18 protein-coding genes, 1 tRNA gene and 2 pseudogenes are annotated in these 24,057 nt (G+C 65.5%); 13 read left to right on the top strand and 8 right to left on the bottom strand.

Annotation, left to right across the window (positions count from 1 at the left end; all coding sequences use genetic code 11):
* Positions 1-210: 210 nt before the first annotated feature.
* The gene (locus tag QQM37_RS13655) at positions 211-2,286 is read left to right on the top strand and encodes an acyltransferase family protein (RefSeq protein WP_285728168.1); all 2,076 of its coding nucleotides are present in this window, start codon (positions 211-213) and stop codon (positions 2,284-2,286) included.
* On the opposite strand, the gene QQM37_RS13660 is transcribed toward QQM37_RS13655, so the two are convergent.
* Positions 2,276-3,295 carry a DUF389 domain-containing protein gene (locus QQM37_RS13660; RefSeq protein ID WP_285728169.1) on the bottom strand — a complete coding sequence of 340 codons (1,020 nt, stop codon included), beginning with the start codon at positions 3,293-3,295 and terminating at the stop codon, positions 2,276-2,278. The two genes, QQM37_RS13655 and QQM37_RS13660, sit on opposite strands and share 11 nt — an antisense overlap.
* A 177-nt stretch (positions 3,296-3,472) precedes the next feature.
* On the opposite strand from QQM37_RS13660, the gene guaB reads away from it, so the two are divergent.
* From guaB to QQM37_RS13700, 8 genes are all read left to right on the top strand, one after another.
* Positions 3,473-4,990 (top strand): IMP dehydrogenase, encoded by a 1,518-nt coding sequence (guaB, locus tag QQM37_RS13665; protein WP_285728170.1) that lies wholly within the window; start codon positions 3,473-3,475, stop codon positions 4,988-4,990.
* A gap of 92 nt (positions 4,991-5,082) precedes the next feature.
* A complete protein-coding gene (locus QQM37_RS13670; protein ID WP_285728171.1) occupies positions 5,083-6,207 on the top strand; it encodes a GuaB3 family IMP dehydrogenase-related protein in 1,125 nt (374 codons plus the stop codon).
* A gap of 200 nt (positions 6,208-6,407) precedes the next feature.
* Positions 6,408-8,117, top strand: a complete 1,710-nt coding sequence (locus QQM37_RS13675; RefSeq protein ID WP_285728189.1) for a glycerol-3-phosphate dehydrogenase/oxidase — start codon at positions 6,408-6,410, stop codon at positions 8,115-8,117.
* Positions 8,114-8,605 (top strand): PTS sugar transporter subunit IIA, encoded by a 492-nt coding sequence (locus QQM37_RS13680; protein ID WP_285728172.1) that lies wholly within the window; start codon positions 8,114-8,116, stop codon positions 8,603-8,605. Before QQM37_RS13675 ends, QQM37_RS13680 begins: the two co-directional genes overlap by 4 nt.
* Positions 8,606-8,670: 65 nt before the next feature.
* Positions 8,671-9,534 (top strand): SURF1 family protein, encoded by an 864-nt coding sequence (locus QQM37_RS13685; RefSeq protein ID WP_285728173.1) that lies wholly within the window; start codon positions 8,671-8,673, stop codon positions 9,532-9,534.
* Positions 9,535-9,697: 163 nt separating this feature from the next.
* Entirely contained in the window at positions 9,698-10,168 is a 471-nt protein-coding gene (locus QQM37_RS13690; protein ID WP_285728190.1) for a DUF3817 domain-containing protein, read from the top strand.
* A 51-nt stretch (positions 10,169-10,219) separates the two neighbouring features.
* A complete protein-coding gene (guaA, locus tag QQM37_RS13695; RefSeq protein ID WP_285728174.1) occupies positions 10,220-11,830 on the top strand; it encodes a glutamine-hydrolyzing GMP synthase in 1,611 nt (536 codons plus the stop codon).
* 101 nt (positions 11,831-11,931) lie between these two features.
* Positions 11,932-16,482, top strand: a complete 4,551-nt coding sequence (locus QQM37_RS13700) for a DUF4011 domain-containing protein (protein WP_420030175.1) — start codon at positions 11,932-11,934, stop codon at positions 16,480-16,482.
* A gap of 20 nt (positions 16,483-16,502) precedes the next feature.
* Here the strand turns inward: QQM37_RS13700 and QQM37_RS13705 are convergent, their stop codons facing one another.
* From QQM37_RS13705 to QQM37_RS13715, 3 genes are all read right to left on the bottom strand, one after another.
* On the bottom strand, positions 16,503-17,165 hold the full coding sequence (locus tag QQM37_RS13705) for an RcpC/CpaB family pilus assembly protein (RefSeq protein ID WP_285728176.1): 663 nt from the start codon (positions 17,163-17,165) through the stop codon (positions 16,503-16,505).
* A gap of 132 nt (positions 17,166-17,297) precedes the next feature.
* Complete coding sequence (locus QQM37_RS13710; RefSeq protein ID WP_285728177.1) at positions 17,298-17,585, bottom strand: FmdB family zinc ribbon protein; 288 nt, start codon at positions 17,583-17,585, stop codon at positions 17,298-17,300.
* 105 nt (positions 17,586-17,690) lie between these two features.
* A complete protein-coding gene (locus tag QQM37_RS13715; RefSeq protein WP_285728178.1) occupies positions 17,691-18,386 on the bottom strand; it encodes a 5-formyltetrahydrofolate cyclo-ligase in 696 nt (231 codons plus the stop codon).
* 50 nt (positions 18,387-18,436) lie between these two features.
* On the opposite strand from QQM37_RS13715, the gene galU reads away from it, so the two are divergent.
* From galU to QQM37_RS13735, 4 genes are all read left to right on the top strand, one after another.
* Positions 18,437-19,342 carry a UTP--glucose-1-phosphate uridylyltransferase GalU gene (gene galU / locus QQM37_RS13720; RefSeq protein WP_285728179.1) on the top strand — a complete coding sequence of 302 codons (906 nt, stop codon included), beginning with the start codon at positions 18,437-18,439 and terminating at the stop codon, positions 19,340-19,342.
* A 3-nt stretch (positions 19,343-19,345) separates the two neighbouring features.
* A complete protein-coding gene (locus tag QQM37_RS13725; RefSeq protein ID WP_285728180.1) occupies positions 19,346-19,960 on the top strand; it encodes a GNAT family N-acetyltransferase in 615 nt (204 codons plus the stop codon).
* A 99-nt stretch (positions 19,961-20,059) separates the two neighbouring features.
* Complete coding sequence (locus QQM37_RS13730; RefSeq protein WP_285728181.1) at positions 20,060-21,049, top strand: hypothetical protein; 990 nt, start codon at positions 20,060-20,062, stop codon at positions 21,047-21,049.
* 116 nt (positions 21,050-21,165) lie between these two features.
* A tRNA-Ala gene (locus QQM37_RS13735) sits at positions 21,166-21,238 on the top strand.
* A gap of 553 nt (positions 21,239-21,791) precedes the next feature.
* Here QQM37_RS13735 and QQM37_RS14435 read toward each other — a convergent pair.
* The 4 genes and pseudogenes from QQM37_RS14435 to QQM37_RS13755 all read right to left on the bottom strand — a co-directional run.
* Positions 21,792-21,971 (bottom strand): annotated as a pseudogene (locus tag QQM37_RS14435) (recombinase zinc beta ribbon domain-containing protein); the annotation flags it as partial.
* Between the two features lie 25 nt (positions 21,972-21,996).
* Positions 21,997-22,812: pseudogene (locus QQM37_RS13745) on the bottom strand (recombinase family protein); the annotation flags it as partial.
* On the bottom strand, positions 22,772-22,987 hold the full coding sequence (locus tag QQM37_RS13750; RefSeq protein WP_285728182.1) for a hypothetical protein: 216 nt from the start codon (positions 22,985-22,987) through the stop codon (positions 22,772-22,774). The gene QQM37_RS13750 and the pseudogene QQM37_RS13745, both read right to left, overlap by 41 nt.
* 48 nt (positions 22,988-23,035) lie before the next feature.
* The gene (locus QQM37_RS13755; protein WP_285728183.1) at positions 23,036-24,052 is read right to left on the bottom strand and encodes a ParB N-terminal domain-containing protein; all 1,017 of its coding nucleotides are present in this window, start codon (positions 24,050-24,052) and stop codon (positions 23,036-23,038) included.
* Between the last annotated feature and the right edge of the window lie 5 nt (positions 24,053-24,057).

The following is a 24,057-nucleotide window of genomic DNA, read 5'->3' on the forward strand; positions in this document are numbered from 1 at the left end:
GAAGCCGGAAGAGGACGAGGACGCTCACGCCGGGCATGGTCACTAGGCGTCACTGACCACCCGATCGAGAACCATCGATCAACACAGAATGGCCCCCGCTTTTAGCGGGGGCCATTCTGTGTTGATGCACGTGATGATCCTCAGGAATCTACCGGGAACGCCTGATAGCGTAAGGGAGCCCGGGAGTTGACGAAGAAAGATTCTGTGACCGTGACGAGTCGAATTGGCAGCGCGGCTGCGCCACTCCCTTCAGGGCCCAGCGCATCCGCCGTCCTCCCCCAACAGGCCCGACCCACCTTCCGGCCGGAGATCGAAGGCCTGAGGTTCTTCGCGGTCTTCCTCGTCGTGATCTACCACATATGGCTGGGCCGGGTCTCCGGCGGCGTGGACATCTTCCTGCTGGTCTCCGCCTTCCTGATGACCTCCCAGTTCACCCGCCGGATTGAGCGCAACGAGCGGATCAACCTGGGGAAGCACTGGCTGCACCTGGTCAAGCGTCTGCTGCCGATTGCCGTCGTGGTCATTGCCGTCACCGCACTGTTGTCCTGGCTGATCATTCCGGGCACCCGCTGGCTGTCCATCATCGCCGAGGGCTGGGCCTCGCTCTTCTACTTCGAGAACTGGGCGCTGGCGGCCAACTCGGTCAACTACTACGCCAGCCATGCTGCGGCGAGCCCGTATCAGCATTTCTGGTCGCTCTCCATCCAGGGTCAGGTGTTTGTGCTGTGGCCGATTCTCTTTGCACTGATCGCCTGGGCGCGCCGTCGCTGGAACTGGTCGCACAGGGCCCTGATGATCGGTGTCTTCTCGGTCATTTTCGTCGTGTCCCTCGCCTTCTCCGTCTGGGAAACCAATAACAAGCAGGCCTTCGCCTACTTCGATCTGCGTACCCGGCTCTGGGAATTTGCGCTGGGCTCACTGTTGGCGCTGCTGTTGCCCTACCTCGCCCTGCCGCGGCTGCTACGGGTCCTTTTCGGCTGGGTGGGGCTGATCGGCATCGTGTCCTGTGGGCTGGTGCTGCAGGTGGATCAGCAGTTTCCCGGGTACTTGGCACTGTGGCCCACCGTCTCGGCCGGGCTGGTGATTGTGGCCGGAGCCAGTGGATCGCGCTGGGGTGTGGACCGCCTGCTCAGTGCCCGGCCGCTCGTGTTCATGGGCGGCAATTCCTACGGCCTCTACCTCTGGCACTGGCCCATCCTGGTGCTCTACCTGATCTGGAAAGACCAGGATGCCGTGAGCTGGTACATGGGTCTGGTGCTGATCGCCGGGTCGATTCTGCTGGCCATTCTGAGCACCCGGTTCATTGAGCGGCCGGCCCGCAAGATCCCCTGGGTGGAGGCGGCCTGGTACCGCTCGGTGCCTGTCGTCGTGGCCGCCGTCATCGTCGCCGCTGCGCCGCTGCTGGTCTGGCAGGGCGTCGTGCGGGCGGAGATCGACCGGGCCGCGCAGAACTCCAGCGATGACAACCCCGGAGCCGTCGCACTGCTCCCGGGGTTCACGTTTCAGGGGGATCCCTCCGCGCCGCGCCTGCCGTTGCCCGCGGACCTTCCGGAGCAGTTTGCTTCGCTGCCCGACCCTTGCACGGGGGACTGGGCCACCACCGATGTGCGGATGCACTGCTCCGAATACACTCCGGAGGGCACGATCACCAGGACGGTCCTGGTGATCGGCGACTCCCATGCGGAGCAGTGGCTGCCGGCCCTGCAGTACGCAGCCAATGCCCAGGGCTGGCGGATCGTGGCGCTGCTACTGGGCGGGTGCCCCTATACCTACAGCACGCCGGGCCTGAAGACGGACTGCAATATTTCCAATGGCCTTTCCACTGACTATGCGATGGCGCATAAGCCGGAAGCCGTGTTCATGGTCGGTACCGCAGCCGTACCATCCTCTCCACAGGAGACCATTCAGGCCGGGTTCGAGAAGACGGTGACGGACCTGACCAGCCAGGGAATCCAGGTGGTGGCCATCCGGGACAATCCCAGATTCTCCTTCGATATGGCCGAATGCGTGATCTCCAAGGGGGCCGGCAACCCGGCCTGCAATCCGCTACGTTCCGATCTGCTGGCGGAGCCGAGCCCCTTCGTCTCTTTCGGCCCGATGCCGCCCGACGTCTTCTTCGTCGACATGACGGACCTGATCTGTACCGACACCACCTGCCCCGGCGTGGTGGGCAACCTCGTCGTCTATATCGACAACAACCATCTGACCAAGGCCTACTCGGCGACAATGGGGCCGACGCTGGAGCAAAGGATGCTGGAGGCGACCGGCTGGGGCACTACTTCCTGAGCGTGCCGGGTTTTCTGCGCGGAGCAGCGAATCGGTAAGGGTTCGGAGCCAGGGACTGCCGCGCCAGGGACTTCCGGACGATCGACTGCGGGTGGCGATGGCGGAACAGCCGGTAGAAGAGCAGGACGGCGGCTGCGGATACCACGATGCCGAGCAGATTCAGCAGCAGCTGAACCGCGGATCCGATGGCCTTGTCGGGTTCGCCCAGAACCAGGGCGACGGCGACGAAACCTGCCGCGGGCACGGTGGTCACCGAGATGAAAACGCCGATCAGCACCGCGGATTTACGCCCGATCAGGGACAGCATGCCGGCGGCCCCGGCCAGTACCGCGACGATGAAGGAGTACGGACCGGGGTGATAGATGAACTCCACCCCGGAATCGCCCTGATTCACTGACGCCGGGTCGACCAGGCCGAGGGGGATGGAGAGCCAGGTGGCGAGGGCACAGATCGCCATCGCCACCGGAAAGCCGACCAGCAGGGCGAGGCAGGCACGGCGGACAAGCTTCCACTGGCGGTCCACCAGCCCCAGCGCGAGCCCGGCCAGCGGGCCGAATTCCGGCCCCACCACCATGGCACCGACAATCGCGATCGTGGAATTGGTGACGATGCCGATGCCGGCCAGCTGGGTCGCGATGACCAGGAAGGCCAGGAAGGTCCAGGAGAGTTTGGCGTCATCGTTGGTGTTGGCGGCGATCTGATCCCAGATCGCCGCATCGGCGCCATCGCCAGGAGTGGCCTTGGAGGCGGCGAGCACCCGGTCAGAGAGCACCAGCTCCGGGGTCGTGATGGTGATGGAGCCGCTGTGCGCGACACCGAGCCCGGTGAGGCCGTCGATGAGGTCGTCCGCCGCCTCGCGCACCACGGTGATGGTCACGACATCGCCGGGAGGCAGCACCGAAGAGCCCCGGAGCAGCGTGATTTCCGCCACGCCAAGGTGGTGTTCCGCGAAGTCGATGACCTGTCGGGTCACCGTGGGGGGAGTGACAACTCGCACCTGCAAGCTCATGGTTCCACTGTAGGACAGCTGGCTCATAGGAATAACGGTCGGCAGGTCTTTCGTTCTAGAATCAATCAACCGGTGCGACTCCGGTTGGACCACCTCTCATCTGCACAGGCCAGGCTCGTAATGACGGGCTGGTCATCGGTTGCAACCCCACCCGGTAACCCCGCCTGAGGAGCCCCCGTGACCCAGAACACCCCCGTCCACGATCCCTTTGCCTTCGTCGGCCTGACCTATGACGACGTCCTGCTCCTTCCCGGGCACACCGACGTCATCCCCTCGGAGGCGGACACCTCCTCCCAGCTCTCCAAGCGCATTTCGGTGCGGACGCCGCTGCTCTCTGCAGCCATGGACACCGTGACCGAATCCCGGATGGCCATCGCTATGGCCCGCCAGGGTGGGCTGGGCGTCATCCACCGCAATCTCGCCATCGCGGATCAGGCGGATCAGGTGGACCGGGTCAAGCGCAGCGAATCCGGAATGATCACCAACCCGGTGACCATTGCCCCGGATGTCACGCTGGCCGACCTCGATGAGCTGTGCTCGCGCTACCGCGTCTCCGGCCTGCCGGTGGTGGATGAGGACAATCATCTGCTGGGCATCATCACCAACAGGGACACCCGGTTTGTGCCCGAAAGCGAGTTCCCGCACCGACTGGTGCGCGACGTCATGACGAAAATGCCGCTGATCACCGGCCGGGTCGGCATCAGCCGTGAAGAGGCGTCCAGCCTGCTGGCGAAGAACAAGATTGAGAAACTGCCGCTGGTCGATGCCGAGGGCCGGCTGCAGGGGCTCATCACCACCAAGGACTTCACCAAGGCCGAGCAGTACCCGCTGGCCACCAAGGACGAGGAGGGTCGTCTGCGCGTGGGCGCCGCCATCGGATTCTTCGGTGACGGCTGGGAGCGGGCGATGACGCTCGTCGAGGCCGGGGTGGACGCCTTGTTCGTCGATACCGCGAACGGTCACTCGCAGGGCGTGCTGGACATGATCGCCCGGCTCAAGGCTGAGCCCAGCGCTGCGCATGTGGACGTCATCGGCGGCCAGGCGGCCACCCGCGAGGGCGCTCAGGCCCTGATCGATGCCGGTGCCGACGGCATCAAGGTGGGCGTTGGCCCCGGTTCCATCTGCACCACCCGCGTGGTGGCCGGCGTCGGCGTGCCGCAGATCACGGCCATCTACGAGTCAGCCAAGGCGGCGATTCCGGCCGGTGTGCCGCTGATCGCCGATGGCGGCCTGCAGTACTCGGGCGATATCGGCAAGGCGCTCGTGGCGGGTGCGGATACTGTGATGCTCGGATCGCTGCTGGCTGGCTGTGATGAGTCCCCGGGCGAGCTGATCTTTGTCAACGGCAAGCAGTTCAAGAGCTACCGAGGCATGGGTTCGCTGGGCGCGATGCAGAGCCGCGGCAAGAACACCTCATACTCCAAGGACCGCTACTTCCAGGCCGATGTCTCCGGTGATGACAAGCTCATTCCGGAGGGCATTGAGGGCCGGGTGGCCTACCGCGGACCGCTTGCGTCAGTGGCGTATCAGCTGGTGGGTGGCCTGCGTCAGACCATGTTCTATGTGGGGTCTCCGACCATCCCCGAGCTCAAGGCCCGCGGCAAGTTTGTCCGGATCACGGCGGCGGGTCTGAAGGAGAGCCACCCGCACGACATTCAGATGACCGTCGAAGCCCCGAACTACGGTTCTCGGTAAGTCTTCCCCTCGCGTCCCAACTGAGTAGCAGTAGCTACTGCTACTCAGTTGGGAGAGGGGTAGGCGTGCCATCTCCAGTAGACTGCTTGACTGTGACTGATATTGAGATTGGCCGTGGGAAGCGTGCGCGCCGCGCGTATGGGCTCGATGACATTGCGATCATCCCGAACCGGCGTACCCGGGATCCTGAAGGCGTCTCCATCAACTGGCAGATCGATGCTTACCAGTTCGAAACCCCCGTGATCGCCGCGCCGATGGACTCCGTCATGTCCCCGGCGACCGCTATTGCGCTCGGTCACCTCGGTGGCCTGGGTGTCCTGGACCTGGAGGGTCTCTGGACCCGGCACGAGGACCCGGAGGCCGTGCTCGCGGAGATCAGCGAGCTCGGCTCCACGGTTGATTCCCCGCAGACCACCGCCCGCCTGCAGGAGCTTTACCAGGCGCCCATTCAGGCTGAGTTGATCACTGCCCGGCTGGCGGAAATCCGTGCAGCCGGCGTCACTGTGGCCGGTGCCCTGACCCCGCAGCGCACCCAGGAGTTCTACAAGACCGTGCTGGCCGCTGGCGTGGACATCTTCGTGATCCGTGGCACCACGGTCTCTGCCGAACATGTCTCCAAAAACCAGGAGCCGCTGAATCTCAAGCAGTTCATCTACGAACTCGATGTGCCCGTCATCGTCGGTGGCGCAGCAGGCTACACCCCGGCCCTGCACCTGATGCGCACCGGTGCCGCCGGCGTGCTGGTAGGCTTTGGCGGCGGCGCGAGCAGCACCACTCGCCGCGCCCTGGGCATCCATTCGCCCATGGCCAGCGCCATCTCCGATGTCGCCGCAGCCCGCCGGGACTATATGGACGAGTCCGGTGGCCGCTACGTTCACGTGATCGCCGATGGCGGCATGGGAACCAGCGGCGATATCGTCAAGGCCATCGCGATGGGTGCAGACGCGGTCATGCTGGGCGCTGCCCTGGCCCGCGCGAACGAAGCCCCGGGCAGGGGCTGGCACTGGGGCGCCGAAGCACACCACCCCGAGCTGCCCCGCGGTGACCGGGTCCGCCTGGATTCCGTGGGCCCGCTCAGCGAGGTGCTCTTCGGCCCGGCGCACCACACCAATGGCACGTCCAACCTGATGGGGGCACTGCGCCGCTCTATGGCCACCACCGGCTATTCGGATCTCAAGGAGTTCCAGCGCGTCGAGGTGGTCATCTCCCCGCGGTGAGGTCCAGCTGAGGCGCGAGGTGGGCAACGCGTCATAGGTCACTTTTGACGGCACGATCTGCAATTCTGTCGCTCCGGCGCACTAGAGTAGTAACCGAGTCAGCACGAGTCGAGGAGGCCCCTGTGCCCACGCCACGCAATTCCACGCCGCGCAATCGGACCGCGGATCCATCAGCCACGGAAACGACGGATCCGGGCGCTCTGAGCCCGGAGTTCCGGCGGGAGTCGCTGGCAGCCCTCGCGGCCACCACGGAGCCCGGTCAGGAGCTCGATCTGCTGATCGTCGGCGGTGGCGTCGTGGGTACCGGTGCGGCACTGGACGCAGTGACACGCGGCCTCAAAGTCGGCATCGTGGAGATGAACGACTGGGCTTCCGGCACCTCCAGTCGCTCCTCCAAGCTCATCCACGGCGGCCTGCGTTACCTCGAAATGCTGGACTTCGGTCTGGTCACCGAGGCTCTGCAGGAGCGTGGCCTGCTGATTCAGCGGATCGCCCCGCACCTGGTTCGCCCGGTGCCGTTCCTGTACCCGCTGACCAGGCGCTTCGTCGAGCGCCCCTACGTCGGCGCCGGCATCCTGCTCTACGACACCCTGGGTATGACCAGTGGTAACTCGCGCGGCGTCCCGATGCACAAACACCTGAGCAAGCGGGCCACGCTTCGGGCAGCGCCCAGCCTCAAGGATGACGCCATGATCGGCTCCATCCGCTACTACGACGCCCAGGTGGACGACGCCCGCCTGGTGGCTGATCTGGTCCGCACCGCAGCCTCCTACGGGGCGTACGCCGCCAACAGCGTGCGCGTGGTCGACTTCCTGCGCGAGGGCGAGCGGGTGGTCGGCGCCCGGGTACATAACCAGCTCGATGGCGGCGAGTTCGAGATCCGCGCCAAGCAGGTGGTCAATGCGACCGGCGTGTGGACCGATGAGACGCAGGCGATGGTGACCGATCGCGGCCAGCTCAAGGTGCGTGCCTCCAAGGGCATCCACCTGGTGGTGCCGCGCGACCGTTTCCAGTCCACGGTGGGCCTGATTCTGCGCACTGAGAAGTCCGTGCTCTTCGTCATTCCCTGGGGTCGCCACTGGATCATCGGCACCACGGACACCGACTGGAAGCTGGACAAGGCGCATCCGGCGGCCTCTGCGGCGGACATCGACTACATCCTGGATCACGTCAACAAGGTGCTCAAGCGCCCGCTGACCCGCGAGGACGTCGAGGGTGTCTACGCAGGCCTGCGGCCGCTGCTCGCCGGGGAGAACGACTCCACGGCGAAGCTCTCCCGCGAGCATGTGGTGGCACATCCGGTGCCCGGGCTGGTGGTCGTCGCCGGTGGCAAGTACACCACCTACCGGATCATGGCCAAGGATGCGGTGGATGAGGCGGTCCGCGGGCTCGATGAGCGCGTGCCCAGCTCCTGCACGGAGACCATCCCGCTGCTCGGCGCAGTGGGCTACAAGGCGGCCTGGAACCGGCGGCATCGCACCAGCGAGGAGACTGGCGTCCACGTGGCCCGGCTGGAGCATCTGCTGCACCGCTATGGCTCGCAGACGGACGAGGTGCTGGCACTGATCGCGCAGGATCCGAGCCTGGCCGAGCCCCTGCCCGGCGCCGATGACTACCTGCGCGCTGAGGTGGTGTACGCCGTCACGCATGAGGGTGCCCTGCATGTGAATGATGTACTGACCCGCCGCACCCGCATCTCGATCGAAGCCTGGGACCGCGGCGTCGCCGCCGCGCCGGTGGCCGCTGAACTGATGGCCCCGCTGCTGGGCTGGTCGGATGAACACCGGCAGGAGGAAGTGGACTTCTATCTGGCCCGGGTGGAGGCCGAGCGTGCCAGTCAGGAGCAGCTAGATGACGTCTCCGCGGACCAGGTTCGCCTCTCCGCTCCTGATCTTCCTGGAGCAGTATGAGCAGCATCTTCCCCGAGCGTTATGACACTGAGCTGACCACCCCGGATCTGGTGATCCTGGAGATGGTGGCCAAGGATGCGGAAGACGCCTCGGCTCAACTGGCCCGGAAGATGTTCGATGCCGGCCGGATCAGTGACCTGGACGGCTTCCTGTCCGAGGTCCAGGCGCGCGAGCATCAGGTGGCCACGGGCCTGCCGGGCGGAGTGGGACTGCCGCATGCGCGCAGCCAGTACGTGGAGAAGACCACCATTGCGGTGGGCATCACCAAATTCGGTCATGCTCTGGATTTCGGTGCCGTGGACGGCCCGGCCACCATCGTCCTGCTGATGGGAACCCCGGCAACGTCCTTCTCCGAGCATCTGGAGATTCTGGCCACACTGGCGCGTTCGCTCTTCAAGGAGAACTTCCGTGAGTCTCTGCGCCGCGCCCATGATGCCGAGGTCATCGCGGAACTGATCAACTCGTCCCTGGTGTTCTTCGACCACTAGCGCATCGGAGGCTCTGTGGGGAACCCCGATAGGTTTTCTACAGGAGTACGAAGTACCGTTAGAGGGTGTTGCTTACAGCCCTCAAACCGCGTTGGATCGCCGCCCTGGTCCTTGCCTTGGTGGTGGCAACCGTCTTTGTGCTGCTCAGCCAGTGGCAGTTTTCGCGGTCCACCCAGTCGGTGGATCAGCCCAAAACCACCACCGAGACCGCCAGGCCGCTGACTCAGGTGATGAAACCGGGAGTCAGTATGGAGGCCAGCGCCGCCGACCAGGTAGTGACCTTTTCCGGCCATTTCGATGCCACCCGGCAGGTTTTAGTGGCCAACCGCCTGCTCAACGGTACTAATGGCTACTGGGTGGTGACTGCTTTTGTCGTGGATGGTGCACCTGTTCTCAAAGGTGCGTCCGCTACTCCGTACACCGTGATTCCGGTGGCCCGCGGCTGGCTGGCGGATCCGTCAAAGGTCACCGCCCCGCCGCTGGGACCGCTGACTGTCACGGGCCGTCTGATCCCGGCGGAGTCGCCGGTTCTGGACAAGAATCTGCCTGCAGGGCAGGTCTCCGCCCTGTCCACAGCAGAACTGGTCAACGTCTGGTCGGTCACCAGTTACCAGGGCTTTGCGGTCTCGTTCACCGAGCAGGGGCCTTCGGGCGATGTGGGCGCCCACACCGTGAGCGGTGCACTTCAGGGAATCTCGGTCGGCCCACAGCCCAAAGAGCAGCCCGTGAACTGGCTCAACATTTTCTACGCCGTGGAATGGGTGGTTTTCGCCGGGTTCGCCGTCTTCCTGTGGTGGAGGCTGGTGGCTGACGACTACCGGCGCCAGCGCGAAGCCCTTGAGGATGCGCAGCTCGGCTACCCGGGGCACGCACTGCGCCCGGACGTGAGGCATGACCCGCAGGACGACGGCAACAACGCACCGCACTAAGCACACGGTGCTCTCAGCACACCGGGCACTCAGTACTACAGTGCCTCAGACGCACAGTCTTCAACAGCACAGAAGGGACCGCCTCACCGTGGATGCCGAACAGACCTCCTCCCCAGCCAGCGAATCAACGTCGGCCAGCGAATCAACCCAGGCCAGCAAACCGATGCCGGGTCAGCCGGTCCGCCGCTTCGGCGGTACAGCGGCCCAGATTCGCAGCGCCCTCGGGTTCTACAAGGTCATGGCCTACCTGACCGGCATCATGCTTCTGCTGCTGGCCGTGGAGGTGGTGCTGCGATACGTCTTCGGCCTGGTGCTGCTGATGGGTGGCACGGATCTGGCCACCGGTGCCAGCCACGGCTTCGGATTCATCTCGGCGAACCCTGACGGCTCGCTGCCGGTCTCCGGTGGATTCAATCTTTCGGTGGCGGTGCTGATCGTGCACGGCTGGATGTACGTCGTGTACCTGGTGGCCGACTTCCGGCTCTGGTCACTGCTGCGCTGGCCGTTCAGCAAGTTCATCCTGATCGCCCTGGGCGGTGTCATTCCCTTCCTGTCGTTCGTCCTGGAGGGGCGGATTCATGCCCAGGCGCTCCGTGAGATCGAGGAGAACCCTCAGGCAGCCCGGCGCTACTGAGCCGTCCTCATTCCCTGCGGACGTCTCAGGCGAGGGAGGAGTGCGGCAGGCATGGATAGAATTGATGCCGTGACCGCACCCACCGCGCCCGTGACCACTGCTCATCGCCCCGTTCTCGTCGTCGATTACGGCGCCCAGTACGCCCAGCTCATTGCCCGCAGGGTTCGCGAAGCATACGTCTACTCGGAGATCGTTCCGCATACCTTCAGCACCGAACAGCTGCTGGCCAAGAACCCCGCGGCCATCATCCTCTCCGGTGGCCCCTCCAGCGTCTACGCTGAGGGCGCGCCCGCGGTCGGTGCAGATCTGTTCGCCGCCGGGGTGCCGGTTTTCGGCATCTGCTACGGCTTCCAGGCCATGGCCCGGGCGCTCGGCGGTACCGTCGCGCAGACCGGTCTGCGCGAATACGGTGCCACGGATGCCACCGCGCTCGCCGGTGCCTCCTCGATTCTGGAGGGCACTCCGGAGCTGCAGAATGTCTGGATGAGTCACGGCGACTCGGTCCAGGAGGCACCCGAGGGCTTCGAGGTGCTGGCCTGTACGGCAGGCGCACCCGTGGCAGCTTTCGCTGACCCGGCCCGCAAGCTGTACGGCGTGCAGTGGCATCCCGAGGTCAAGCACTCAGATTTCGGGCAGACGGTGCTGGAGAACTTCCTCTTCCGCGAAGCAGGGCTGGAGCCGGACTGGACCACCGGGAACGTCATCGACGAGCAGGTGGAGCGGGTCCGCGCCCAGATCGGCACCGGACGGGCCATCTGTGGTCTCTCCGGCGGCGTCGATTCCGCGGTGGCCGCTGCGCTGGTACAGAAGGCCATCGGCGACCAGCTGACCTGCGTCTTTGTCAACCACGGCCTGCTCCGCGAAGGTGAAGCCGAGCAGGTGGAGCGCGATTTCGTCGCAGCCACCGGTGCCCGGCTGTATGTGGCCAATGAACAGGAGCGCTTCCTGTCCGCGCTGGCTGGCGTCACCGACCCGGAGACCAAGCGCAAGATCATCGGCCGCGAGTTCATCCGTGCCTTCGAAGCCGCTGAGGCTGCCATCGTGGCCGAAGCCGCCGATGCCGGTGAACCCGTACGCTTCCTGGTGCAGGGCACCCTCTACCCGGACGTGGTGGAATCCGGCGGTGGCGAGGGCGCTGCCAATATCAAGAGTCACCACAACGTCGGCGGGCTGCCGGAAGACCTTCAGTTTGAGCTGGTGGAACCGCTCCGTTCCCTGTTCAAGGATGAAGTGCGCTCCGTGGGCGCCCAGCTGGGTCTTCCGGCGGAGATCGTCGGACGCCAGCCCTTCCCCGGCCCCGGCCTCGGCATCCGGATCATCGGTGCTGTGGACGAGGAGCGGCTGGCCCTGCTGCGCAAGGCTGACGCCATCGCCCGCGCCGAGCTGACCGCCTCCGGACTGGACTCCGAGGTCTGGCAGATGCCGGTGGTGTTGCTGGCTGATGTCCGCTCCGTGGGTGTTCAGGGCGACGGACGAACCTATGGGCACCCCATTGTGCTGCGCCCGGTGTCCAGTGAAGACGCCATGACGGCCGACTGGTCCCGTCTGCCTTACGATCTGCTGGCCCGGATCTCCAACCGGATCACCAATGAGGTGGACGGCGTCAATCGAGTAGTGCTCGACGTCACGAGCAAACCGCCGGGAACCATCGAATGGGAGTGATCCAGGTGCCCGTCAGGACTCATGGATCTGCTGGCCGTGAATTTGCCCAAAGCAGTGTGCCCCGCTGGGCATTGTGAAGCGTACGGGATAGCCTCGAGAGCATGCCATTGTGGTCGTGGTTACGCAGGGGGTCGAAGGGAAAAGTGGCGTCGGACGCCGTCCCCTCGGCGCTGAGTCCTGCCCTGGAGGAGCCTCCCGCACATCGGGAACCTCCCGCTGTTCCCGCACCGGCGCTCGTGACGGAATCGCCTATCCCTCCGGTTTCGCCGGTAGCCGCGGCCGAGAACACATCCGATCAATCCGTGGAGAAGCAGGCAAAAAAGTCCATGCGGAAAATCCCTGGCTCCGGTCCCTGGAGCCGCGCCGAACGCAAGGCCACGGCCGATGGCGACGACTCGCAGAAACAGGGCGGGAAAAAGACAGGAAAGAAGGCAGATGTGTCTGAGACTGTCCTGACCGCCGGGCAGAGCGGCGCTGCCGAAGAGATCCGCGCCTGGCTTGATGCACTTCCCGGGTATGCGGGAGCGGACACCCTGCTGGAATTCCAGGTGGATGGCCCCGGTACGATCGACCTCACTCAGGCACACCCCTCCGGTCTGGCACAGTTGCTGGCCAGCCGGAAGACCCGACTCTCCACCCTGATCCGGGAACCGGCCCAGCTCCACCACGCGCTGCGTGCGGCCCGGGTGTTGCGCACGCACATCCATGAGCTCGGCATCGACCGTGGCCTGGACGTCGGCTATCTCGCGGCAGGAACGGTCAGCTGGGGCACCTCCGAGGGTGGCCAATTCCGGCAGATCACCGCCCCGGTGATGCTCACGGCAGTGGTGCTGAGCGCCCGCGCCGGGCAGGGGGACTATGAACTTCAGCTGGACGGGCAGGCACGGCTCAATCCGGCGCTGGTGCGCTTGCTCCGCAGCCAGTACGGCATCACCCTGGACAGCCAGGCGGTGGCCCGGATGGCGTACAACACGGCGCGCTTTGATCCGGCCCCGGTGCTGGATCATCTCCGGACGCTTATTTCCTCGGTGGCAGGCGCCACGGTTGAACACCGGCTCAGCGTCAGCAGCTTTGCCGACCTGGGCGAAAATCTGCGTGATCCAGCCCTGATCGAGGGGTCTGAGCTCCTCACTACCCTCTTCGAGAGCCGGACCGGAGGCGCTCAACAGCCTCAGCCGGTGGATCCGCGCCGCTTCCCGCCGCTGGATGAGCGCAACCCCGCAGATGAGTTTTTCGTCCTGGACGCTGATGCCGATCAGCAACTCGCGCTCGACGTGGTCCGGGAGGGCGAATCGGTGGTGGTCTCCGCCCCGCCGGGAACCGGTCTGACTCAGACGGCGCTCAACGCCGTGGCGACGCTGGTGTACGAAGGCAAACGTGTGCTGGTGGTCGGGGAGCAGCGCGCGGCGCTCAACGAGTTCACCGAGCGGCTGGGCACCCTGGGTCTGGATTCCCTGGTGCTCCAGCTCAACGCCCAGACCGGACCGCAGCAACTGAAGAAGCAGCTGATCCGCGCCATCACCCGCAATGAACGGGCCGTGGAGCCACGGCTGGGGAAGTTGCAGGAGGTCGTCGTCGGTCACCGGCACCAGCTGGTGGACCATGTCGCCTCGCTGCACAATGTGCGCCCGCGGTGGGGCTGCTCGCCCTACCAGGCCATGCAGTCGCTGGCGGAATTGACCTCGATTCATCCTGCCCCGGCGACCACCGTGCGTCTCAAGCGCAGTGTTCTCGACGCGATCCGTGACCGCGGGGAGTTGGGCGAGCGGCTCAAGCGGGCGGCGGAACTGGGCAGCTTTGACCGCTCGGCGACCGGTAGCCCCTGGTACGGTGCCCGGCTGGTCACCCGCAAGGAGACCGAAGAGGCTCACCGGCTGGCCGAACAGCTGGTCAGGGATCTTCCGGCGCTTGCCGCGAGTATGACCGAGGTGGCCGAATATTCGCATATCGCCCGTGGCGAGACCTTCAACCGCTGGGGCGACCAGCTGGAACTGCTGGTGTCTATGCGGGAGAGTCTGGATAAGTTCCTGCCGGATATTTTCGACCGGCCGGTGAACGATCTGATCTCCGCGACCGCCAGCAACGCCTGGCGTCGGGAACGCGGCATCGAGATGGCCTCCATGCAGCGCTCCCGGCTGCGCCGGATGGCCCGGGAGTACATTCGCCCCGGCGTGCACATCGACGACCTGCACTACTCACTGCAGCGGGTCCAGGAGCAGCGTCAACAGTGGGCTGCCCTGGCCACGAGCCAACGACACCCGGCCGTGCCTTCTGGTCTGGCGGAGTTGTCCCAGCGCTACCAGAGCCTGGGTAACAAGCTGGCTGAACTCGGAACCTTCCTCTCGCGCACGGCTGAGGGCGGATCGCTGGAGGACGTTCCGGTCGACAAGCTGCTGACCAGGCTCCGCGCCCTCGCTGCGGACAAAACGACCCTGGAGCATCTGCCCGAGCGGACCCTGCTGGAGGACACCTTGCGGGAGCACGGGCTCGGCGAACTCCTCGATGACCTGGCTGCGCGGGAAGTGGAGCCAGCACAGACCCGCTCCGAACTGGAACTCGCCTGGTGGCAGTCGGCGCTTGAAGCGATGATCTCCGGGGATGAATACTTGGCCATGTCCGATGGCGACAGCCTCCGTACGCTCGAGGCCGAATACCGGCTGGCGGACAACGCCCATATCCAGTCCGGCTCGTCCCGGCTGCGCTGGAAGCTGGCGCAGAGCTGGCGCGAAGGCATCGCTCAGCCGCGTAGCGCGGAATTCCTGCGAACCACACTCAAAGATGGTCGTCTGCAGCTCGACGCCCTGATGCGCTATGCCGGCCCGCTGATGGATTCCCTGGTGCCGGTGTGGGCTCTGAGTCCGCTGATGGTCTCCACCCTGGTGCCTGCGGAGCAGCGCTTCGATGCCGTGGTGATCCTGGACGGTGGCTCGGCGAGCCTGCAGTCCGTGCTGCCAGCCCTTGCCCGGTCCAGCCAAGTGGTGTGCTTTGCTGACACCACGGGAGAACCCACCACCTTTACCGTGGGAGCGCAGGCGAGTTCTTCTGCAAGTTCGCCGCTGCGTAGCGGCACCCCGGTGGTGCCGCTGGTGAGTGCCCGTGATGCGCTGGCCCGGGTGGCACCTACCGTGCGGCTGCGTCAGCTGTACCGCAGCCTGGACGAAGAGCTCAGCATTCAGCTCAACCGCGACTTCTACGATGGCGAACTGCGATTCCTGCCGGACGGTACCTCGGTGATCGGCCTGGACCGGCGGATTCACGTGGAGTATCTACCCGATGGCACGGGTCTTCCCGGTGGGGATGGCGAGGGCGTCGAGTCGGTTCCGGCAGAATTGACCCGCGTGGTGGATCTGGTGTTTGAAAGCGCCAGGGAACACCCGCGCTCCTCGCTGGCCGTAATTACGGCCAGCCCGCGGCATGCTGCCCGGGTGGCGGAGGCCGTGCGGCTGAACCTGGCCAATCACCCTGATCTTGCCGAGTTCTTTGCTGGTGGTGCGGAGCCGTTCCGGGTGGTTCCCGTGGACCGGGCCTCCGGGGTGGTCCGGGACCGGATCATTTTCTCCCTCGGCTTCGGCCGCACCCCACATGGCCGGGCGCTGCACCACTTCGGTGCGCTGTCGCTGCCTGGTGGCCGCGGAAAATTTGCGCTGGCGATGACCCGCGCCCGGCAGGATCTGACCGTGCTGAGCTGCTTCCGGCCGGAGGACCTGGATACGGCCAAACTCAGCCTGGGTGCCCGCGATTTCTTCAACCTGCTGGAACGTGAGCTCGGCGGCGGTGCGACGCCGGTCGTGCATCGCCCGGCGACCCGCTCCGCTCAGGACGACCCGCTGGTTGCCGATCTGGCGGACCGGCTGCGGGCCCGCGATGCCCGGGTCTGGTACGACTACGATGGCGTGATCGACGTCGTCGCGGCGCCGGAACCCGTGCGTTACCTGGGTGTTCCCGATGACGAGATTCCCGCGCCGGTGGCAGTGGAGTCGGACGGCTCGCAGAGTTACCGCGTGATGAGTGTCCGGGAGCGGAGTCGTCGCAGGCCGCAGCTGTTGGAGCAGCGCGGCTGGCGGTATCTGCCGCTGTGGACCATTGAGGTCTTCACCGATCCTTCCGGGTGTGCCGACCGGATCAGCGAGCATCTGGGCCTGGACGAGAGCCTCAACAGTGCCGATCTGCCCTCACTGTTTGGTGCGCCACAGGTCTCGACGCAGTCGTGGGCCCAAGCACCGTCCCAGGCGAGCGCCCGGCAGCCGGGCAGCGGGTCTGAGGCACCTGCGCGTTCGGCCGCAGAAAGTGACAAATCCATGAGCCAGAACCCCAGCGCACCCAGCTCCTCCGGGAACGGCCACACCTCGGGCAGTTCCGCAGCGGGCGCACCCTCCCGGGCGGGAAACGCTGACGGCAGCCCGGCATCGTCGTCTTCGGCATCGTCCGCTGCCGGGAATTCCGCGGGGCCGTCCACGGCAGGTTCCGGTTCTTCGCGTCCGGCGGGCCTCGCAGACCGGGCCGAGGTCCGGACTCAGCCGGGCCAGGTGGTGCAGGCGGAACCGGTGCTGCCTAAGCGCGCCGCTGAGGATGACCCCCGGGCCTGGGGAGACCGCGAAGCCAACGACTATGACGACTGGCTCCGCTCGCAGCGCCCCCCGCACTGGGGCTGAGGCTGCACTGGGCCTGACACTCAGCTGACCAGAACCAGCACCACCCTGCCGTTCGCCCCGGCCAGGGGCGCGGCCTGGTCTGCGGTCGCGGCCACTACCACCAGCCCCTCCGCACTCCCGCTGGGCATCCAGCCACCGCCGCTCTGACCCGGCGGCTGAACCCAGAGTACGGGTACCGCATGGGCCAGGATGCTGTTGGGCAGACTCCGGCCCGTGGGGTCGGTGCTCTGCAACACGACATCCACCCGTTGACCCGGTGAAAACAGGCTCGCTGTGGCGGGGTCCGCTAATCGCAGGGGGACGGCAACGCTGCCTGGCGGCGCTCCCAGCAGCAGGCTCTTGCCGACCAGCAGGGTGTCCGTGAGCACCTGCCCCTTACGGAGCGGAACCGCCGTCCGGCTACCCGTCACCTCCTGGGTGCTCGTGAAGGCCTGAGCGGGGACTGCGGTGACCGGGCGTGAACTGACCGTCGTGTTGGCGGAGCTGAGCGCTGTGCCGGTGGCGACATCGGACGTGGCCACCACCACGGAGACCATTTCAGTACTGCCCGGGGTGAGTTGCTGAACCGTCAGGGCGGCCGCTGCGCACAGCAGCAGCGCGGCGAAAAGTCGACGACGCCGGCGGATGAGTCGTCCGAGGCGATGGGGCCAGTGATGCCTGCTGATGCGCGGTGGGGGAGTCATCCTCCGACGCTACGCATCCCCTGCGGGGCGCAGGCGAGCCGCAAGGGATGAGGTCAACGCTTGTGGGGAACCACGCCCGAAACCGCCCCTGTGGAGGAGCAGTGGTGACGGAGCTGGGCCTCGCGGCCAGCCCTAGGACGAACTGGTCGAGGAAGAACTCGAGGAACTGCTGGACGCGGCCGGAGCGGTAGAAGAGGCCGCCGGTGCAGAGGAAGCCGCAGCTGGAGCAGTGGAGCTGGAGGAGGAGCGCGAATCGGTGCTGTAGAAGCCTGAGCCTTTGAAAGTCACGCCCACCGTATTGAACTTCTTGCGCAGATGGCCGCCGCATTCGGGGCACACGGTCAACGAATCGTCGCTGAAGGACTGGTGGATATCAAAAGCGTGCCCGCAGTCCTTGCAGGCGTAAGCGTACGTAGGCATTCGGTCTCCTCGAGGAAGTACGTCGAAAGGTGGGGTGGCTATCTCAGCCACTGGCCTCGGCCACCGGGCGGTGACGTACCAACCAACAATTTTACCCGATCCGCCTCAGCCGGCAGGACTGGAACCCGCCTCCGGGCCAAGCTCTCGGCGAAATTCCGGTGTCAACACCGCATCGACCCGCAGATCCTGTGCCGTGTGCGGGATGCTCCCGGCCGGCAGCACCTCATCGGTGAACACCACGGCGATCCGCGGCACCTGGTGAGATGCGGTGCTGCGATCCACCAGTGCCATGAAGCGGTCGTAATAGCCGCCCCCGTAACCGAGCCGGACGCCATCGGCCGTCACCGCCAGCGCGGGAATGAGCCAGCCGCCCACTCGCTCCATCACCTCGACACCCAACCGTTCACCCACCGGCTCCCAGACTGGGGCAAGCGTGCTGCGCACCAGGGGTTCACCGGGCCACCAGAGCGTCCAGGAGAGCCGGAAACCCGGCTCGCACACCGGGAGGTAGATGCTGGTGCCCTGAGCGGTCAGGGCCTCGAAGAGGGTGCCGAGTGGCGGTTCCTCGGGCCCGGGGAGAAAGGCAGCAACCGCACGGATGTCATCGGACATCAGGGAAGAAAGCAGCGCCAGCCCCTCGGCACTCAGGCCAGCAGAGTCCTGCCCGGAGACCGTGCGATGCCGCCGCGCCGCGCGCAGCCGGGAGCGCTGCGTCGCCTTGGCTGCAGCTACCTGCTCTGCTGCGACGGCTGATGACGTGGGCGGAATCGTGGGTGGGGGAGAACCATCTGCCGACGTCATACCGTACCGTTCCTGGAGAACAAATGGATGTTCTCCAGTAGCCTAGGACAATGACCAATGCGCACCGAATTCGCAAAGCAGTTATTCCTGCGGCTGGTTTGGGAACCCGGTTCCTACCCGCCACCAAAGCGATGCCGAAAGAAATGCTCCCCGTCGTGGACAAACCGGCCATCCAGTACGTCGTGCAGGAGGCCGTCGATGCCGGTCTGGAAGACGTCCTGATGATCACTGGCCGCAATAAGCGCGCCCTTGAGGATCACTTTGACCGGGTTCCGAACATCGAGCGCCTGCTGGAGGTCAAGGGTGATACCGAGCGCCTCGACGCCGTGCAGCACGCCACTGACCTGGGCGAAATCCACTACGTCCGGCAGGGCGACCCCAAGGGGCTGGGGCACGCGGTGCTGCGTGCCAAGACCCATGTGGGGGACGAGCCTTTCGCCGTGCTGCTCGGTGACGACCTGATCGATGAGCGTGACCCGCTGCTGAGCATCATGCTGGATGTGCAGGAGCACACGGGCGGTTCGGTGATTGCGCTGATCGAGGTGGAGCCGTCCCAGATCAGCGCCTACGGTGCCGTGGAGATGGAAGCCATTGAGGGTGAGGAGTACGTTCGGGTCAAGCGCCTGGTGGAGAAGCCTCCGGTGGATGAGGCGCCGTCCAACCTGGCCGTCATCGGCCGCTATGTGCTGCACCAGCGGGTCTTCGATGTGCTGGAAGAGACCCCGCCGGGACGCGGCGGCGAAATCCAGCTCACGGACGCGCTGCAGACCCTGGCCGCGGCGGAGGGCGAGGGGGCCGGTGTCTACGGCGTCGTGTTCTCCGGCCGCCGCTATGACACCGGTGACAAGCTGAGTTACCTCAAGGCTGTGGTGACCCTGGGCTGCGATAACGACGAATTCGGTGCGGATCTGCGTGAGTGGCTGGGCGGGTTTGTCGCGGCCGATTCCGCCCAGTAGCCGATGTGGCGCGGCGTGGGGTGGCCCGTCACCCTGGAACATGACGGCGTCATCCTGCGTCCGCTGAGGCGCAGCGACCAAAGGGCCTGGGACGAGGTCCGTGTCCGGAACCGCGAGTGGCTGGCGCCGTGGGAGGCCACCAACCCGGTGCCCGCGGAAGGCCTGATGAGCTTCGCGGAGATGGTCCGCTCGCTCAAATACCAGGCCAGAACAGGCTCGGCGCTGCCGTTCGCGATTGCCGTGATGGACCGTGACGGTCAGGCTCGTTTTGCCGGGCAGCTCACCGTGAGCTCGATCGTCTGGGGGTCCGCCCGAATGGCGACCGCCGGGTACTGGGTGGACGGCGCACGCGCCGGGCGCGGCATTGTGCCCACGGCGCTGGCGCTGGCTGCGGACTACTGCTTTCAGAACCTGGGGTTGCACCGGATGGAAGTCAATATCCGGCCGGAGAATGCGCCGAGCCTAAGGGTGGTCGAGAAGCTTGGATTTCGTGATGAGGGGCTACGGCCGCGCTATCTGCACATCAATGGGGCCTGGGCGGATCATCGTAGCTTCGCGCTGACTGCGGAAGAGGTGCCGGAGGGCCTGCTGGCCCGGCTGGACCGGCATCGCGGCTGAGTTCAACCGGGTTCAACCGGAGCTGAGAACTTTCGGCTTTCACCGACACACCGCCTGCTAATGCAGGGCCGGGAGGGCTTCCGATTTTAAGGTTGAGTGATGGAGGCACCGCTCAGCGCATCAGTAGTTCTGGCATTTGCCGTGACGCTGTGGCTGGTGTGGGTTTCCCCTTATGTGTTGCGAATGCGCAAGGCACCGGCGGTAGACATGGCGACCGACTCAGCAGCAGAGCAGCTGGAGTCGCTGGATGAGGGCACAGACGTGAGCGAACAAGCAGCAGGCCAGCAGGAGTTCCCCGTGAAGAAGATGCCAGAGCAGAAAACCCCATTGCAGAATGCATCTGCGCCGACACCGCTTCGTCTTCACTCCGACCGGATAGCCGTCGCTGCAATCGGCCTGGTGGCATTGCTGGGTATCCCGGTGACGGGTGTGCTGCGGCTGTTGGGTCTGGGTTCCATCTGGCTGGTTGGTCTGTGTGTGGTGCTGTTGGTGGCCTCGGTTGCGAGCCTGCGCGCGATGAAGGTCAGCTCGGCGAAGCGTCGCGTTGACCAGGCGTTCCGGGAGGCGATGTCTGCACCGTCTGCGCCGGTTGAGAGTGCTCCGCGGCTGGGCAGTTCTTCGACGGGTTTGTCGCGGCCTGGCGAGCAGTCTGCGCCGGTGGCCGCTTCCGGGAAGGCGGTTCTGTTTGACGGTGCTGCTGGTGAGCAGGTTGCTGCGCCAGCCGCATCGAAGCCTATTCGCAGGCCCGCGCCGATGACGGCCGCCCAGCTTCGTGAGGCTGCGCTGGCGGTGGCTCGTGGCGCCTCGGTGTCCAGCGATGGGACCTGGGAGCCGGTTGAGGTGCCCAAGCCCAGCTATGTTGATGCGGCCAAGGCCGAACGTCCCGCTCCGGCGCCGTTGGATCTGCCCCAGGAGCCCAAGCCCGCGGCGGCTACCACGCTGAAGGAAGCGCAGGCTAGTGCTGCGCCGTCTGCCACTGTGACCCCAGCTACCGCGGCTCCAGCCAAGCAGGCTGTGGGTGCTCCGGCACCGCAGCGCACCGCGGCGCAGAACAACCTCGATACCGTTTTACAGCGCCGCCGGGCCTGATGGGCGGTCTCCTGCCGGTTTCGGTTTGGTGGGGTGTTTTGTCTTGGCTCCCTGCCGTGGAGTAGGCTAAATGAGCTTGGTTTTACCGCTGGCTGTTGGTTGGCGGAGGATCATGCGGGGCATTGGCGCAGTTGGTAGCGCGCTTCGTTCGCATCGAAGAGGTCAGGAGTTCGAATCTCCTATGCTCCACAATTTCAGACGTAGTCGAACCCCTGACATAGGTGTTTTCGCCTGTCGTGACGGCGAACGGTTCCGCGAGGTGGAGGGTTGCTTCCTCGTCTTCGTTGATGTCGATGCCGGTGGTGAAAGTCTGGTTGGCGAGGCGTTTCCCGTGGGCGTCGGTGGTCTTGTAGAAGCGTTGGCAGTCGATCAGCAGGCGTAGCGCCTTGTTGATCTGGCGGCGTGGGCCCTGATCCTGGTCGTGCTCGTTCTCGATGCGGCGCTCGATGTCAGCCAGCCCTGCGCGGATGCGGTCCTGATGCCGCTTCAGGGTGGCGAGGTCGATGGCGTCGGCGAAGTGGGCGGCGAGGAGCTTGTCGGATTCGTCTTCCAACCGTCTGCGGTTCGCCGCCAGCTCGGCCAGTTCGTCGGAGCGTGCGGCGAAGCGTTCGTCGAAGGCTGCCTCAACTTTCTTGGCGAGCCCGACGTACTGGGCCTCGTTGATCGAGATGCGCGCGTAGCAGTCGGCGACGAGCTGTTCGGCCACCGCAACGGGGATTGCGCGACGTGTGCATCGGGTTTTGCGGGTGCGTCGGCCGCTGCACGAGTAGTAGGCGTATTGGATGCCCTGCTTGTTCGTCGGGAGGTCGAGTTGCAACCTCGATCCGCACGCCCCGCAGAACAGCGAGCCTTTCAGGTAGTGGTCGTGGACGCGCTTGCTTCGCGGTGTCGAGGATCGATTGGACCCGCTGCCAGGTCGCAAGGTCGATCAACGGTTCGTGGCTGCCGGGATGGTCCGCGCCTTTGTAGGGGACGAGGCCGATGTAGTACGGGTTGCGGAGGATCTTGAAGAACGTCGAACGACCCACCGGCCCTGACGGTCGTTGGGGTGTCGGGATGGTGGTGAGCCCTCGCGCTGTTGCGTCGGCGAGAAGTTCGACGACGGAGTAGTCGCCGGTGGCGTACTGGTCGAAGGTCCACCGGATGAACGGGGCCCGTTCCTCGTCGATCTCAACCGTGCGGTACTCACGCCCCTGCTCATCTCGCGCCCGGACATTCAAGTAGCCGATTGGTGCGCGCATGGGGGTGCCGCCGGTTGCAACTTTCTGGGTGAGCCCCTTCGTCACCTCGGTGGCGAGGTTCTTGGAGTAGAACTCCGCGATTGAAGACATGATCCCGTGCAGCAGCATCCCGGATGGGGTCTCGTCGATGTTCTCGGTCGCCGACACGAGCTCGACCCCGGCGTCGAGGAGCGCGCGATGGATTTCGACGTCGTCGAGGCGGTTGCGGGCGAGCCGGTCGACTTTGTGGACGATGCAATAGGTGACCTGGTGGGAGGCGATGTAGTCGAGCATGCGCTTCAGGTCGGGGCGGTCGGCAGAGCGAGCTGATTTCCCGGCGTCGACGAACTCAGCCACGATCCGCGCCCCGAGCGCCTCGGCCTTACGACTATTAGCTTCGCGTTGTGCTGGGATCGAGAATCCCTCGTCGCGTCCGCCCTTCGCCGCTTGTTCTTTCGTGGAGACGCGCTGGTAAGTCACCACGGTGAAGGCCAGTGCCTCGTCAGCCTCGACTGGTGCTGGGAGTAAGAGTGTCATCGTCATGCCCTTCCGCGGCGGCGCTGGAACCACCAGCGCCGCCGTTGTGATGTTCTTCTTCGTGGAGTTGTTCGGCGAGGTGCAGGACGAGCGCGACGAGTCTCTTCATGTCCGGTTCTTCCCGCGCGCGGGCCGTCGCGGTGATGCGACGGCCGGACGGTGTGGTGCGGGAGAAGGACATGGAGGAGAGGTACGCGACCCCACGCCGCAATCCCCGCACCACTCATGGTCAAAGTGCCCTGAGGTGCGCACGTCGATCCGCTTGCCGCCCACGCTGCTCGGGCGGTACTTCTTCCCGCGCTGCGTTCAATTGCTTGGCGAAGGTAAAGCTGCCGTCGAGCGCCGTGTGGAATCCCTCGATCTGCTCGTCAGTGAGTTCGACCGCGAGCTGGTGGAGGTCATAGCGCTCCCACCAATCCGTCAACTCGCCCCAGGTCAGCACGAATGCTCGTGTCGGGAAGGGTCCGTCGCTGCGGCGGATGGGGATGGGTTTGCGGATCTTCTTCCGCTTCGCCCGCCGCTCCGCCTTCACCCTGGCGAGTGCTTCCTCCGCAAGCCGGTGCAGTTCAGCATCAGAGGTTCCAGGCGGGGCTTCCGCTTCGTTGCGGATACGGACGAATGCCGGGTCGACGGGTCCGCCTGCTTCGATCCGCTCCAGTTCGGCTCGCGCCCTGGCGCGGAGTTCGTTGGGCATGGTGGTGTCGGCGGTGACTTTTTCGAGGTACCCGATCTTGTCGAACGTCGCGTACGAGACCCCGCCTGGGACCATCGCGGCTGCCTGAGCGCGTGTGCTGCCTGCGGTTCCTGGTGGGGTGGGAAGGTTTGCTCCGCCATGCTCGCCCGGTGCGTGCCCGGCATGGAACTGTGTCAGTTCGCTGCGCTTCTTCGCGTCCTCTGCCAGCAGGTCCTTCAGCTCGCGGTAGAGAGCGGCACCCTCCATCGGTGTGAACGGCTTGTGTAGCGTGTTCTCATCTTGCTCGGCGAGTAGTTGCCCGAGCCTGTCCGAGAGCCCAGAGCGAATCCAGACGCGGACGGTATTCCAGCCGAGCAGCTTGATTGCTGCGAGACGCCTGGCCCCGCAGATGAGGAACCCGTCCGGGGTGATCGTGATCGGCTGCAACAGCCCGACGCGTTTGATCGAGGCGACAAGTTGGTTCAGGTCGCCGTGAGCTTTGCGGTGACGGTTCCCGACCCGGATCGCGGGGACGGACCATTCGATTCCGACGGTGCCTTTGCTGTCCGACATGGCCC

The organism is Psychromicrobium xiongbiense, from assembly GCF_030271165.1.
Classification (GTDB): domain Bacteria; phylum Actinomycetota; class Actinomycetes; order Actinomycetales; family Micrococcaceae; genus Renibacterium; species Renibacterium xiongbiense.